Consider the following 13,023-nt stretch of genomic DNA (forward strand, 5'->3'; position numbering starts at 1 on the left):
ATACGTCTTCATTTTTCTTCTAACAAAACAAGATTTGATTCTTTAGAAGGTTCTATCCCAAATTCATTTAATGTTGCCACCAGCAAAAGTATTTGTTTTTCAAATCCATTTTTTAAAGAAATATCAGTAATACGAATCACTTTCCAACCATTTGTTTTCATAAATTTATCTCTTCTTCTGTCTCGTTTGGTTCCTTCTGGTGTTCGATGAAAAGGTCCATCAATTTCTACATCTATTTTTAAACCATTTGGAGAAAAAAACGCAAAATCTAACTTAAAACGTTTATTCGGTACTTTATATTGCACAATTGGATAATAACCCTTAAAGCGCAATGCATCATATACTCTCTTCTCTAATTTATTAGAGCATTTCGCCCTCTGTGTATCATCGTTTGGATTATAGGTAGATGGTGGAGTGAAAATTTGTGCCACAAGAAAAAATACAAGTGTGCATCCCAATACAACTAATAAACCGATCATCCCTTCACGCCCTAATACAAATTTGAGTTAATACTCAAACTGTAATATGTCCAAACTCTTTCTATTTATCCATTTTTCAATTACTTACCTTATACGAGTAAAACAAAAGTGTCCTTATTCATGTTTTCTTAGAATAGACGGATTTGATTTTTTTTGGAAAGCGCCTTGCAAAGATTTGTTGTATGATGCGTAAGTCAAATCTTTGCATTGTATGTATACCTCATTCGAAGTGAAATTATCAATAAATCGTTCGTGTGAATGATTTATAAATCGAACCTTTTTACACTCTAATTTACCTTAGGGTAAATTGGAATGTATGTAAGTTCTCATTCCTGTCCATAATTGTAAATAAAAATTATAGCTATGGGAGTGAGAGGAATGTTTTTCCGCAAAAATAGGACCAAACTAAAAAAGTGGTTAGATCGGCAAGGAATTGAACAACAAGAGCTAGCAAAAAAATCTAAAGTGTCTACAAAAACAATTAGTAAAGCATGTAGAGACACAGATTATATCCCCAAACCTGAAATCATGAAAAAACTATTACATACTATCAGAAAAATTGATCCTCACGCTAGAATTAATGATTTTTGGGACATGTAAAAAGCACAAGAAACAGTATCTTGTGCTTTCATAATTTCGCTTTGACTGAACCTATTTGAACTGAAATGTCTTTAGGTTGCTGTACTTGTGTAAGAAAATGCTGAATAGATGGTGCTTGAAAAATACGGAAATTAGAACTGGAGATTGGATATTTGAAATCAGTAAGGATTAAAAGTGAGGGGAATACCATATTATGTTTCGGTTGCCAAAACTCTTTTTTCCATTCCATGCTACGAAAATACGATTCATAACGTTTTATTTTCGTTTGGATTGTAGCCTTATTGTAAATGGAGTTCTGGACTTCTATAAAAAATGGACTTTTACGCCAAATGGTAAATATATCGGGTTCCATATAACCTTTCTTATACTTAGGTTCTACTTGAAATATCTTGGGTCTTTCGGTTCGTAATAACTGCTTATATACATCTACAATCGCTAAAAAATGACGTATCTTTTGGCTTCCTTTACGAATGGTATTTGGATAAGGAAAATACACATATGGACGTTGTGATGTATCTACATCAATATATCCTTCGCGGCTTAATCGCTTTGTAACAGTATTACAGCATGTTACTGCATTTTTTACATTTCTAAAATGAAGATCAATAATATCATCACGCGACATACATCTAAATTGCTGTAAATGACCTATAATTTGTTTATCTCTATTCGTTAGCATCATCTAACACCCCAAAGATTTTATCTTCTTGATGCTCCTGTTCTTCTTTCTTTACACTTTGCTCTTTAGATAGACGATACGGTTCTATTATTTCTTTTGCCTGGTCCAATGCTAAAAAAGGAGCCTGCACCTTTTTTAAACCATCTAATTTTAAAATCATTTGGCCCGATTGACTTAAATTTTCTGATCCAGGTGTCCCCACAATGTTACTATTAATTAAATCCGCACATTTAAATCCCATTCTTACCGTCAAATTGAGCTTTAACTTACCATCAAGTATTTTTGCATCTGGACGTTGCATACTTAGCATGAGGAAGATACCAAGCGATCTGCCGACAGCTGATATTTTTTCTATTATGGTGACACATTCTTTTTCGTCCTGTAGCATTGCTACTTCATCAATGGCAATAAAAATATAGGGTAAGGGTTTATCTTTTGTGATTTGATTGTATTCATCAATATGACCCAATTCATATTCTTCCATTACCTTTCTTCTATGCAATACCTCTTTCCATAATTTTGATAACATATTTGTCATTTCATGTTCTTCCATGCAAACATACTTCACGTGCTTCACTCTTCTTAAAAAATGAAACTCTGAATTTTTCAAGTCCCCCAGGTACAAATGTAAATGATCTGGTGACATATGTTGGATTAATGTAGCTAAAATTACGCGCACCATACTACTTTTTCCGCTTCCTGTTTCTCCCGCAATCAGTAAATGCGGTGTATTTGAATCAACCATATCATACACAATTGCATTTCCGAATTGGTCCCGTCCTACTACAACAGGAAGACGATATGGTTTCAATAATGGTTGCCATTGTTTATAACTGTAATCGTAAGGTTGTAAACTTGCATTAGAATGAAATACATGGAGTACGAACTTTTTAATAGTACCTTCCATCATAAGATTTTCGCCTAGTATTTGCTGAAAACAAAACCATTTCTTATGAATTTGAGCTGGATCAACGCCATTAGGTAGTGTAAAAGTGTACCGTACACTTTCCTTTCCTTCGTAAACATCATGAATCGTAGGGTAAATGGGGACCTTTCCACCTCGTGTAATGTGCTCATCATATAGTTTCGCTTTCTTAAATACTTCTTCTAACTGATATTTATATTTTTTCTTTTTTAACCATCTTTTCATTGGTAATCCTCCTTATAACATGAGTAAAATGCGAATAAATGCATAACCAATGAACCCAATTCCTCCAATTCTTACACCGTAATACAGACCATTTGAAAGGAGATTGGATGCAAAAACATAATCATTTCGTACTAAGTATTTTTCCAACAAAACAGCTCCAATTGTAAGGCCGCCTATTATTCCCAGAGCTACATACGTATGAACAAGCGGTGATGACATATGAAAAAATGTGAACGGACTAATAGGGCCAATACTATATATTTTTGTTTGCTTTTTCTTCTTATAAGATTGGTCCATAAAGGCTTGAAAAGGAATTGTTTCTTTTCGCTTTAGCATGTTCCCCCTCCTAAAAAAAGAATATCGTTAACAAATTTGGTATCCAGTCCAATACAAAGCATATACAATCTAACACCATATGAGAGGCATTCTTAATGAGTTCAAATGTATCAAAAGGTACATGGGTTATAAAACTGGCAAGTTCATCTGGTAATTTACGTATTTCTTGTGCTGTACTGTCTAACGGTTCTGTCACATACCAACTAATCCACCTATATAAGAAATCTGTTGTATCCGTTACACTCATTGCATTTTGATTGAGCGCATCCCACCCACACATAATTTCATTTGTTGAACTTCCACACCATTCTGTAATTTCTTTCACACTTCGAAATTGCGGACTAGGTATGTTGTTCCATCCCCTTGTTGGATCATCCCTCAAATAATATTTAATTTGATTACCGATAATTTCATAAGAATTATTCATCGTTCCCCCTCCTTTTTCTCATGCCATTCCTCCTACTATAAACAAAACTCAAAATCCCCTAAAAACATGTGATAATCGAAGATTTCTTTTGATAGTGCTATCATGATAGGTTCTTTGGTTATAAGGTTGATATCCACTTTGATAATTACTTTGGTAAATAATATTCATCACTGATTGTCTGATATACGTTGTCATCTGTTGTCTACAAAAAAATAGAAGCAACCCTTTGAAAAAAACATGCTCTTTATATCCTATAAAAAAACTTGTATAAGAAAGTACCAAGAAACCATTAAGTGGTAAAATGAAATAGAAAATTATAAAAATATAGGGGGGCAATACGATGGAAATTTTACTAGATGGAAAAAGAATATTTGAAGTGGAAAATCCTAATTATGAATATGTGGTATTTCCTGCTGAAAAGATTCAAACATATATACAATTAAATGGCTATCTTATTAAAAAAGGTGACTTACAATACCCTGAAAAATGGATTAACATGGAAGATGCATCAGACATGGATCGTTTGGTACTTGAAAGTTCTTTTAATCCAGATGAGTATGAATGCTTGTTTTTTGATGATTTAGGATTAAAAGAAGCAATCCAAAAAATTCTATCGCCTTATAATATCCAAATTGATAATGACATCAAAAAGTTATTATCAATAAATGAGCTACCATTAAAAGCGGCCCTAGAATTAAAAGAATTATTCACTTCAGAAAAATACGCCAATGACTATTCTAATCCTTTAGATTTCGCACGTTATGAAGGATATGAATTTGAGTGTAATGGTAAAATAAAAAAGTGGTTTATAGGGGAAGAAGAACTTCCTTGTACACCAATTACATATGATACTACAAGACGCTTTGTAAACATGTGTATTGTAGAAACATACTACAAAGAAACAAAAAACCATACTGAACACGTATTCAAAACACATACCGGTGAATGGTACCGATATTATGCTGGTGACATTAAAAATAACTTTTGGATTATGGAAGACATCGAAGGAGAAGAATTAGTCTCATTCCCATTCTATTTGTATACACTTCAAGAAACGATTCCAAGACAGATACCTGAAAAAGAAAAAGAAATTAAAATTGATTGGTCCAAATTCATTGAAAAAGAGACAGCATACGATTTTTATTACTCTGAAAAAGAGTTTACACTTCGAATATTGCACAACAAAACCTGGAATGATTTGGTATACATTGACGGTGAATGGAAGCGGTTTACTAAAAAAGTTTCAAAAGGCGAGAAACCTTTTGAATCCTGGGATATCAATTGTGATGATGAAATATTTATTGGTTCCGCAACATTTGGAGATATAAAAGAAGAAGAATTTACAGAACAACAATTGGATCAACTTTGCGCTGAAATTAGAGAACGCTCGTATGATAGGGCTTCCAAATAATATACTTGAATATTGTCCAACAGTTGAACTAACAGTAAAAGAATCTGTATTCTTAGAAGCTATGAACCGTTCCAAAACAGGAGAGGAGTTGCAACCATCTAAATGATGCATACACAAGAAAAATTTTATGAGAAGTTAGTAGAAGAGAAGAAAGAAGTAACGATTTTTCTAATAAATGGTGTGAGAGTACCTGGAAAAATTATCGCTGTTGATAAATTTTCGGTACTAGTTTTAAGCAATGGAAAGCAACAGTTCCTTTATAAGCAAGCAATTTCGACTGTTTCTTTATAAAATACAATTAATATAAAAATCTCACAATTATAACATTTTTATCCTTTAGTGAATGTATCTCACTTCAAAAAATTCCATACATAATGTACTCTTAGATATAAGAGTTAGATTTTTTCCTTTGGGGCAAGGCTGGTTTCAGCCTTGTTTTTTGTTTGCGATTTTTTGGATACAATTTTTTCGAGATTCTATATATAAAGGAGTTTAAAAGAAAAGGTGGATATGAGATTACTACATGACATGATCGAGGATCAAAAAAAAGAATTGAGCTATCTTGTAAAAAAATATGGATTTAGCCATCAAAAAGTAATTGCTTATAGTCAAAAGTTAGACCTTTTAATTTATGAAGCAATGGGAAAATATCGATTAGATCAAAAAATGAGGATAAAAAAAGAATCCTTAATTCAATAAGGATTCATAACAGGAAGACAAGAGACAGATATAGAAATAAAAAGAATTAAGTATATTATAATTGAAAAATATGAAAAGGAATATTGAGAAAAAATAACAAAATTGAATTTTCTGATTAATTGTTTTAAAATAAAAACGAGTTGTAGTAACAAACTATCATTAAACCCCTTACGCCAAAAAGATTGGCAAATATCCAATCTTTTTTTATGTAGATAGGCTCTCTTGCTTTTCTTGCATGAGAGCCTATCTACATTCGGGAACTACCTCTCATTATTATAAAAAAATAATCCATATAAAACCAATAGGTTTTTTGATAGTAAAACGCTACATTTTTTATATTCTATGTTAAAATTAGTGATTGAGGGTATAATTTTTCAAGAGAAAAAGGCAAACAATATAAATACTTTCTGAAAGTGTTCAATTCAAGTTCAACAAAAAGCATTTGTTATTCTATAGCAAATGCTTTTTGACAAATTACATTCTTTTTTATAACATAAAAAAAGGAATTGAGTGGGCGAGACTCAATCCTTCGGTAAATTTCATTCACTTCAAAAAAATCCTACTTTAATAGTGGGGTTTTTTTATTTTGTTTTGAGCATGAAATGTAATACTGTATATGCCATTTTTCTTGCCGAACATCCTCGTTTGAGTGCCAATTGTTGTAATAGTTTTTGCTGAAATGGTGATAATTCAATTTCTACAAAATGCTGAAAAGCATGAGATTGCCTTACAGGTATATCCTCCATATAGATATAGTCTAAGCCTTCTGTTACTAGCTCCGATGCAATTTGATCCAAATTTTCGTTATACAATGCGAACTCTTCCAGTCTTTCATGCAAATGTGGTTCTAATGAAATTAATAACTTCTTATTAGTTTTTCGGAATTTCTGTTTTTGGCCTTTCCAGTAATTTTGCTCTTGTATAACTGCATGTAACATTTTAATTCCCCCTATTTATAATTTAAATTTGTATTTCTCCCTTAAAATCAAATTCCTACTTATTGTTTCTTACAGTATCAACAGCGGCTAAACAGGCGGCTATCCCTAGACGTTTTTCACTATATATTTTCTTGTTCACTGTTAGGTACCAGCACCCATTTTCTTTTACGCTCAATAGATCGTCATATTGCCGCCCTAATTTTTCTAGAATAAAAATGGATTCCTCAACAGGATTGAAATATTCAATCGGCATTCTAATAAATGGTGTACGATTCCTCCCCCAATATGTACCGCATTTTTCTAGCCCCAAAAACTCTTTTGCAATGACATAATCTAGCCTTTCTGTTGCAACAGATAAATCATGATACGGTATCCACCAATTAGAATCACTCATGGCTACAAACTCTTTTGCAATACTGTTGTATAGGATTTGACAAATACTAATACCCTCAAAATCATCTTGTGTGACAACAAAATCAGACTGTCTTAATTTGTACCCGTTTTTATCCGTTGTACCAATTTCAAATTCTTCACTTTTCAATAATTGAACTGTTTTCATCACATGAAATTCCCCCTTTATTTCCTAAATGAACATGCTAAAATATTTTTGAAGGCATCTTATTTCTTGTGCCCTTCACCAATACGATCACTCATCACACTTCCCCTTTCTGTTGCTTTATAACAATGGAAAGGGATTGTTTTGTAAAGCGGCTTTTACTCTCTTGCATAGCATTTTGAAGCAATTTCAACTTTGTTTCTTTGCAAAGAACTCTCCATACAGATACACCGATTTTCATTTTTCATTTCTCCTTTTCTTTATTTATTCAATGCCTCTCAAAGCTCTACTTAGCTTTTATATGCCCTAAAATTACTCTGACATGATATATTAACTGCTCACGATCCATCTTCGTATAACCTTTTATCTTGTTGTGCCGACAAACGGATTTAAGGTCTCTTAATGTCCATTCTTCAACTGGTGAGATTTCAATAACAATAGGTTTTGTATTCATTCTTTTCCCCTCCAAAATAACGATGTTACACAATTCTTATATTTACTTAATTTGTTAAACTTATAGCAATCAACGCACCAATTAAAACCAAGCCAATAAATTGCATGGTGCTCTTTAATGATTGAATCAATGTTATCGCTCCTTTCTAAAGGGATTGTTTTAAAATCCAAATAGAATACCAGAAAATAAATAAGTAAACAGCATCATAAAAATTGAGATTACAAAGAAACCATAAAACCAAATCTGATCGGAAACATTTTCTTCAATACCAAAATAACGATTTGAATTTTTGTAATTTTCTGAAATGTATAGGTAAATTTTTTTGAGGAATTTAAATTTAAGGTGAGGTTGTGTTAAAATAAGCTCACCAGACGTAATTTTATTAAGGATTTGTTTCATAGCCATTCTTCCTTTCTTAAATTATGATTCTGTATTAGAGAAAGATGTTTTTTGAGCTGGCAGGCTAGGGAACATCTTTCTTTTAAAATATTAGTTTTTTCGTTCTCCAAACCAATTTATCATTGCTTCAGAAGTAATAATCCATTCTTTTCTCTTTCCATTCGGCTTAATAAAGCATTTGATTAATCCCTGTTGAATCATAACTTCTCTTTCCTGATCCGCTTTTTTAGAAATTCCCTCTTGTAACTTGTTCCTTAAAGTTGAATCTGGTATCTTCCAATAGAATGCGGCTTCACTAGGTGTCATGTAGTTATCAATTGCTTTCATAGTTATTTTCCCTCCACAATACTTTTGCTATAATGTTTGTAGAAGGATTGAAGGGAGTTCCTAGGTTCCCCATGATAAATCCTAATATTATTCCATAGCCATTTATCACATTGATAATGGCTTATTTTATTTTTTATCCTCCTTCTTTAAGTTTTTTCTATAACCTAATTATAGGACTTATAAGTCCTATAATCAATTATTTTTTGTTTTTTTATTTCGTATTTTTTCGACAAATTAAAAAAGCTATGTAGATACATAGCTCCATACCCGTTATTTCACAACAATTTTCACTTTTGCTCCGTTTGGTAATTTCTCAACTTTATTACCTATATACGAACCAGCACCACGATTATCAGCTGGTTTTATGTGTCTTATATCTGCACCTTTTCCACCTTCACGACACATAGCCATAGGGTATTCATCACGATCATATCCTTTTTTCGTTGGAACATTTGCTAAAGACTGTTTTCTCCTTTCTGCGGCTCCATCCCGATCAATTGTACAAATATCTGTCTTGCCATTTGCAATCGCATCTTTAATATGTGCCGCGGTTTCTGGATACTTATTTGATGGAAACTCTATAACTTGTGCAATCTCTTGTGTTCCACTTGTTTGTTTTGCAGGATTTGAATTCTGAATTGCTGAACATCCCGAAAATAGTAACCCCATTACTAAAAAACTACTTACCGCCCCTTTAAAATTCATTATGCTCCCCCTTATGAAAATCTTAATCGTATTGGCTAAACACGTAATCATAAAATGCATCTGCAACATTCTCCACAAGATGATAAGAAACATACTTCTCCAATGCTTTCATTAACATAGGCTTTTCATCGATAAAATTAATCGTGTAATCCATTAAGAAACTCCAATTCCAGGATGGAATTGCAATCAAACAACTATGTTTCATCTCATGTTCACAAAAATAAACCGTTGGTGATCCACATTGCTTTAATACTTCAAACTCAACACACTCCATTTGTTATCCTCCTTACTCTATAGTGTGAAATCCTCCATTGTTTTACGGATTTCATCAGCTTCTACACCAATGTATTGTAGTGTTTGTCTTTGCGTCGCATGACCAAATAACTTCATTAAATAATACACATCTTTCATTTTTTTATAATACTGATATCCGAACGTTTTCCGCATACTATGTGTTCCCCAATGCTCTGAATCAATCCCACAAGCCTGTGCCGCTTTATGCAAAAACGTATGAGCCATTTGTCTTGTGATTGGCTTATCTCCTTGACGACTTGGGAATAACCAATCGGAATCTGCCATGTTACTTGTATATTTCGCAATCTCTTGTTGTAAAACCGTATTGAAATATACTTCTACAGTTGTATCTGTTTTTTCCATTTTAATTTTTATAACATGCTTCCCTCGAACATCTTTCACACGCAATCGTAAAATGTCACTAATGCGTAAACCTGTGTTAATTCCAAAATAAAATAAAAAGTAATTTCGATATGAGGAATTTTGCAAAAGCCAATCTTTCATTTCTTCAATTTTTTCTATTGAACGAATTGGCTCTTTTGCCCCAGGTTTTCGTCCCCCTTTCGTCATAAAACATGACCTCCTAAAACTCTGTTGTAAGCTATAATATGTAAAACTTAGTTTAACTATAACTATAATTTGTTAAACTGACAATCTTTTTCTTTTCATTTTATAGAGAAAAAAACCAGTAATACCATAGAAAAGCGCATGATATCACTGGTTTTTATGAGTTTAACATTTTGTATGTTTTGTAAAACTAATTTTCGATTTACAAATATTAAATATGCTCTAAAAGGTGTACCTTTTGAAACCGATGCATATATTTTCTTATTCAATTCTGAAATTAATTTTTGGAATACCCCTAACCTTTTGGATTACAGCATAACGTATTGTATATAAAATAAGTCCCAAAAACTTTACTTTTTGAGACACTCCTACGACGACTAACATATTTTCAAAACAAATGCCTACAGCTCAGCTGTAGGCATTTGACTTTTTTTATTTTCATTTCACTATCTTAAAGAACTTTATCTATTTGTAATATCTTTTTAAGCAATAGCAATGGGCACCTTAATTCTATCTTTAGCTACACAAACTTCATTATGAATAATATAACAATCAACATAATGGCTACCTCTAAAATCTGTAGTTTCTGTTATTTGCTCGTTTCCTGTATCTTGAGAGATTTCGCCGCGAATCATGTTTCTTTTAACGGCTTCTATTCCAACATTCCGTACTTTCCAGTAAACTGTGTAAGGTAATTCAAGCTCAGCTACTTCATTTTGTTCAATATAGAATTTTAATTGCTTTTTTGTCTTGAGAGGGAATCGCTTCATTATAAAGTCTGATAAACTCCCCTCACGAAAACCATCCTGTAATACATTAGCATTTATCGATAAACTATATCGAATATCTACAGGGAACAACTTCTCAATGAATTGCTCAGTTTTACTGTATTCGTAAGATGCAAATGCACTCTTGGTAACCTCTTGTACTCCTTCAGGAGCTGGAAATCCTTGACCAAATAACTCTTGGAGAATATCATATATTTCTTCACTTTCTTCTGATAATAATTCTAACTTGCCATGAGCTTTCTTTGCCTTTTTAATAAAAGTTTTCTTTTTGTCATATACTTGTTGATTACTTCCCAATGCAAGCCAATACTTTCTAGTCTCACTCTGATTCTTCAAGTAAGCAAACAAGTCCTTAAGTATCGGCAAATAATCTTCAAAACTGCATTCTTTATAGTCTGCGTATTCTTCAAAAAAGTCATATACTAAAGTATCAATTAACAATCCCCCGAATTTGAAACCCGCTTCATTTTTCCAAGCGCGCATCATATTGCATATATAACGGTAATGCGTATCCGTATCTACTGTCATAGCGAGACTCTCTCTAATTTCTGGCATCGGGTCTGTTTTTTTCCATTTCCCACCGTTATTTGAATCAGGATACGTAAAACTGCCATCATTTTCTGAAAAGCAAGGGCAAACTTCTATTTGATAGTTAGAAAAACTAACAACTACAACTTGTCCATCGCCGCGGACAATGGTTCTAGGATATGTTGCCTTTATTACTTCTTTTACTCGTTGTAATAACTTAGATTGACCATTCCCCTCATGATTATTATATTGCGTATACAATGCATCAGGAAGGATGAATAACATATCTAGGTCGCTGATACCTTTAATAGCAGTGCCTCTTCCTAGTGATCCGACTTTATGTGCATGTTCTTCATCACTTTCTAAATCCCAAAACGATTGATTTAATTTTTTTGTTATCCGTTTATACTTCTTATCAATATCCTCTAAATTATCTACTTCCAAACCTTCTACATATTCTGAGAATGAATCTGATAACATCAAAGTCCCCCTGTAAATGCTACTTTTAAAAGTAGGAATATTACTATATACATTAAAATGGAAAATACAAGTGATTTAGGTATTTTATCTTTGTACCATTTAAATTTTTTTTGCTCATCTATCCAATCAATCTGCATTTGACAAAAAAACTTGTAGTGTGCAAACCAATCGCTCCCATAAATTTGTTTTGACATACTAACTGCGTAAAATTCATTCATGATTTCCCTCATCTGAGTTTCTTCTTCTTGAAAATTATCTGCTGAGGAAATTTGGACTTTCCAATACAATGCTCTTAATTGATTGAATAATTTTGTAGTCTTAACACCAGCTTCTTCATACTTCTCTTTATCCTGACTATAAGGCGAAATATAAAAAGCAAATGCGCTGATAATAACTAAAATCAGAGAAATAAATTGAGCATAAGGAGCATTAGGATAGGCTAGCTGCCCAAGCCCTACCATGAAGGTTATAACGGATATGATAACGGGAATTTTTTCGACAATATCATAGGTAGCAAAGTGTTTCTTTGCTCCAAAGCCAACATTATATCCATTTGTGGCTAACTCTTTTAATAAGGCATCTTTATTCAATACACATCAGCCCCTATCTCGTTTGTTTATATATGATTTATTAAATATATATTAACACCATTCCTAATTTCTGTCTCTTATTAGCTACCTATTGACAGGGTTCCTACCCTAGTCCGCAATAAAATCTCCATATTAGTAATCTATAAAAAGTAAAACTAAGTTTATCCCCCTTCATAATTTGTGAAAAATAAATTCGTAAATCTTTTCTTTTTTTGGTGAGAGACCTTCCAAACCCGAGATTTATTGTTCGAAGTGCTATATTAATAAAGAGAGAAGAAAAAAGGAGATAAATACATTACGTAAAAATAATTTGCATTTTCAAAATTTTTAGTTAATTCTGTTATATTATAAGTAAGATACCTTAGAAAGGAGCCAAAACCAATGGAATTAGCAAAAGGCTTATTTCCTTCATTACATACAATGGAGGACGCATCACAACGTTTTAATTCATTTCAATCAAGAGAGGAGCCAAAACCAATGGAATTAGCAAAAGGCTTATTTCCTTCATTACATACAATGGAGGACGCATCACAACGTTTTAATTCATTTCAATCAAGAGAGGAGTCACAACCTATGGGATTAGCGAAAGGCTTATTTCCTTCATTACATACAATGG

The 13,023-nt window shown here is 32.5% G+C and carries 22 protein-coding genes; 6 read left to right on the forward strand and 16 right to left on the reverse strand.

Going from position 1 to position 13,023, the window contains the following annotated elements:
* Nucleotides 1–8: 8 nt before the first annotated feature.
* Complete coding sequence (locus tag CO726_RS24550) at nt 9–479, reverse strand: endonuclease domain-containing protein (protein WP_016123807.1); 471 nt, start codon at nt 477–479, stop codon at nt 9–11.
* Nucleotides 480–857: 378 nt separating this feature from the next.
* Between CO726_RS24550 and CO726_RS24555 the strand changes: the two genes are divergently transcribed.
* Nucleotides 858–1,079: a helix-turn-helix domain-containing protein gene (locus CO726_RS24555; protein ID WP_000466107.1), complete on the forward strand. Its 222-nt coding sequence runs from the start codon at nt 858–860 to the stop codon at nt 1,077–1,079.
* Nucleotides 1,080–1,107: 28 nt separating this feature from the next.
* On the opposite strand, the gene CO726_RS24560 is transcribed toward CO726_RS24555, so the two are convergent.
* Genes CO726_RS24560 through CO726_RS24575 form a run of 4 tightly spaced genes read right to left on the reverse strand, consistent with a single transcriptional unit; the run spans nt 1,108 to nt 3,671 of the window.
* The gene (locus CO726_RS24560; RefSeq protein WP_099685965.1) at nt 1,108–1,761 is read right to left on the reverse strand and encodes a replication-relaxation family protein; all 654 of its coding nucleotides are present in this window, start codon (nt 1,759–1,761) and stop codon (nt 1,108–1,110) included.
* Nucleotides 1,745–2,908 (reverse strand): FtsK/SpoIIIE domain-containing protein, encoded by a 1,164-nt coding sequence (locus tag CO726_RS24565; protein ID WP_099685966.1) that lies wholly within the window; start codon nt 2,906–2,908, stop codon nt 1,745–1,747. Before CO726_RS24565 ends, CO726_RS24560 begins: the two co-directional genes overlap by 17 nt.
* A gap of 12 nt (nt 2,909–2,920) precedes the next feature.
* Entirely contained in the window at nt 2,921–3,244 is a 324-nt protein-coding gene (locus tag CO726_RS24570) for a hypothetical protein (protein WP_099685967.1), read from the reverse strand.
* 10 nt (nt 3,245–3,254) lie between these two features.
* The gene (locus CO726_RS24575) at nt 3,255–3,671 is read right to left on the reverse strand and encodes a hypothetical protein (RefSeq protein WP_016123544.1); all 417 of its coding nucleotides are present in this window, start codon (nt 3,669–3,671) and stop codon (nt 3,255–3,257) included.
* A 340-nt stretch (nt 3,672–4,011) separates the two neighbouring features.
* Between CO726_RS24575 and CO726_RS24580 the strand changes: the two genes are divergently transcribed.
* The 4 genes from CO726_RS24580 (at nt 4,012) to CO726_RS24590 (ending at nt 5,781) form a co-directional block, all read left to right on the forward strand.
* Nucleotides 4,012–5,082, forward strand: a complete 1,071-nt coding sequence (locus CO726_RS24580; protein WP_099685968.1) for a hypothetical protein — start codon at nt 4,012–4,014, stop codon at nt 5,080–5,082.
* Nucleotides 5,063–5,188, forward strand: coding sequence for a hypothetical protein (locus CO726_RS32870; RefSeq protein WP_281259853.1), 126 nt, complete (start codon nt 5,063–5,065; stop codon nt 5,186–5,188). The genes CO726_RS24580 and CO726_RS32870 overlap by 20 nt, the downstream gene beginning before the upstream one ends.
* The gene (hfq, locus tag CO726_RS24585) at nt 5,188–5,373 is read left to right on the forward strand and encodes an RNA chaperone Hfq (protein WP_072192572.1); all 186 of its coding nucleotides are present in this window, start codon (nt 5,188–5,190) and stop codon (nt 5,371–5,373) included. The genes CO726_RS32870 and hfq overlap by 1 nt, the downstream gene beginning before the upstream one ends.
* Nucleotides 5,374–5,586: 213 nt before the next feature.
* Nucleotides 5,587–5,781 carry an aspartyl-phosphate phosphatase Spo0E family protein gene (locus CO726_RS24590; RefSeq protein WP_000367563.1) on the forward strand — a complete coding sequence of 65 codons (195 nt, stop codon included), beginning with the start codon at nt 5,587–5,589 and terminating at the stop codon, nt 5,779–5,781.
* A 581-nt stretch (nt 5,782–6,362) separates the two neighbouring features.
* Here CO726_RS24590 and CO726_RS24595 read toward each other — a convergent pair.
* The 11 genes from CO726_RS24595 to CO726_RS24635 all read right to left on the reverse strand — a co-directional run bounded on the left by CO726_RS24595 (nt 6,363) and on the right by CO726_RS24635 (nt 12,407).
* Nucleotides 6,363–6,719, reverse strand: a complete 357-nt coding sequence (locus tag CO726_RS24595; protein WP_099685969.1) for a hypothetical protein — start codon at nt 6,717–6,719, stop codon at nt 6,363–6,365.
* 55 nt (nt 6,720–6,774) lie between these two features.
* Nucleotides 6,775–7,278 carry a hypothetical protein gene (locus CO726_RS24600; protein WP_099685976.1) on the reverse strand — a complete coding sequence of 168 codons (504 nt, stop codon included), beginning with the start codon at nt 7,276–7,278 and terminating at the stop codon, nt 6,775–6,777.
* Between the two features lie 94 nt (nt 7,279–7,372).
* A complete protein-coding gene (locus CO726_RS31925; protein ID WP_000690452.1) occupies nt 7,373–7,516 on the reverse strand; it encodes a hypothetical protein in 144 nt (47 codons plus the stop codon).
* Nucleotides 7,517–7,561: 45 nt separating this feature from the next.
* On the reverse strand, nt 7,562–7,729 hold the full coding sequence (locus tag CO726_RS31930; protein WP_169513076.1) for a hypothetical protein: 168 nt from the start codon (nt 7,727–7,729) through the stop codon (nt 7,562–7,564).
* A 159-nt stretch (nt 7,730–7,888) separates the two neighbouring features.
* On the reverse strand, nt 7,889–8,128 hold the full coding sequence (locus CO726_RS24605) for a DUF3961 domain-containing protein (RefSeq protein WP_099685970.1): 240 nt from the start codon (nt 8,126–8,128) through the stop codon (nt 7,889–7,891).
* A 90-nt stretch (nt 8,129–8,218) separates the two neighbouring features.
* Entirely contained in the window at nt 8,219–8,455 is a 237-nt protein-coding gene (locus tag CO726_RS24610; protein WP_000643706.1) for a helix-turn-helix domain-containing protein, read from the reverse strand.
* Nucleotides 8,456–8,725: 270 nt separating this feature from the next.
* Nucleotides 8,726–9,160 (reverse strand): NucA/NucB deoxyribonuclease domain-containing protein, encoded by a 435-nt coding sequence (locus tag CO726_RS24615; protein WP_001009562.1) that lies wholly within the window; start codon nt 9,158–9,160, stop codon nt 8,726–8,728.
* A 22-nt stretch (nt 9,161–9,182) separates the two neighbouring features.
* Nucleotides 9,183–9,434 (reverse strand): YueH family protein, encoded by a 252-nt coding sequence (locus tag CO726_RS24620; protein ID WP_099685971.1) that lies wholly within the window; start codon nt 9,432–9,434, stop codon nt 9,183–9,185.
* A gap of 17 nt (nt 9,435–9,451) precedes the next feature.
* Nucleotides 9,452–10,024, reverse strand: coding sequence for a tyrosine-type recombinase/integrase (locus CO726_RS24625; RefSeq protein ID WP_016123529.1), 573 nt, complete (start codon nt 10,022–10,024; stop codon nt 9,452–9,454).
* A gap of 479 nt (nt 10,025–10,503) precedes the next feature.
* Nucleotides 10,504–11,817, reverse strand: a complete 1,314-nt coding sequence (locus CO726_RS24630) for an SMODS domain-containing nucleotidyltransferase (protein WP_099685972.1) — start codon at nt 11,815–11,817, stop codon at nt 10,504–10,506.
* On the reverse strand, nt 11,817–12,407 hold the full coding sequence (locus tag CO726_RS24635; RefSeq protein WP_099685973.1) for an SLATT domain-containing protein: 591 nt from the start codon (nt 12,405–12,407) through the stop codon (nt 11,817–11,819). The genes CO726_RS24630 and CO726_RS24635 overlap by 1 nt, the downstream gene beginning before the upstream one ends.
* Before the next feature lie 381 nt (nt 12,408–12,788).
* Here CO726_RS24635 and CO726_RS24640 point away from each other — a divergent pair.
* Nucleotides 12,789–13,023, forward strand: a 235-nt coding sequence (locus CO726_RS24640; RefSeq protein ID WP_099685974.1) for a hypothetical protein, incomplete at its 3' end; no start/stop codon positions are given.

It is taken from the genome of Bacillus fungorum, from assembly GCF_002746455.1.
GTDB classification, from domain to species: Bacteria; Bacillota; Bacilli; order Bacillales; family Bacillaceae_G; genus Bacillus_A; species Bacillus_A fungorum.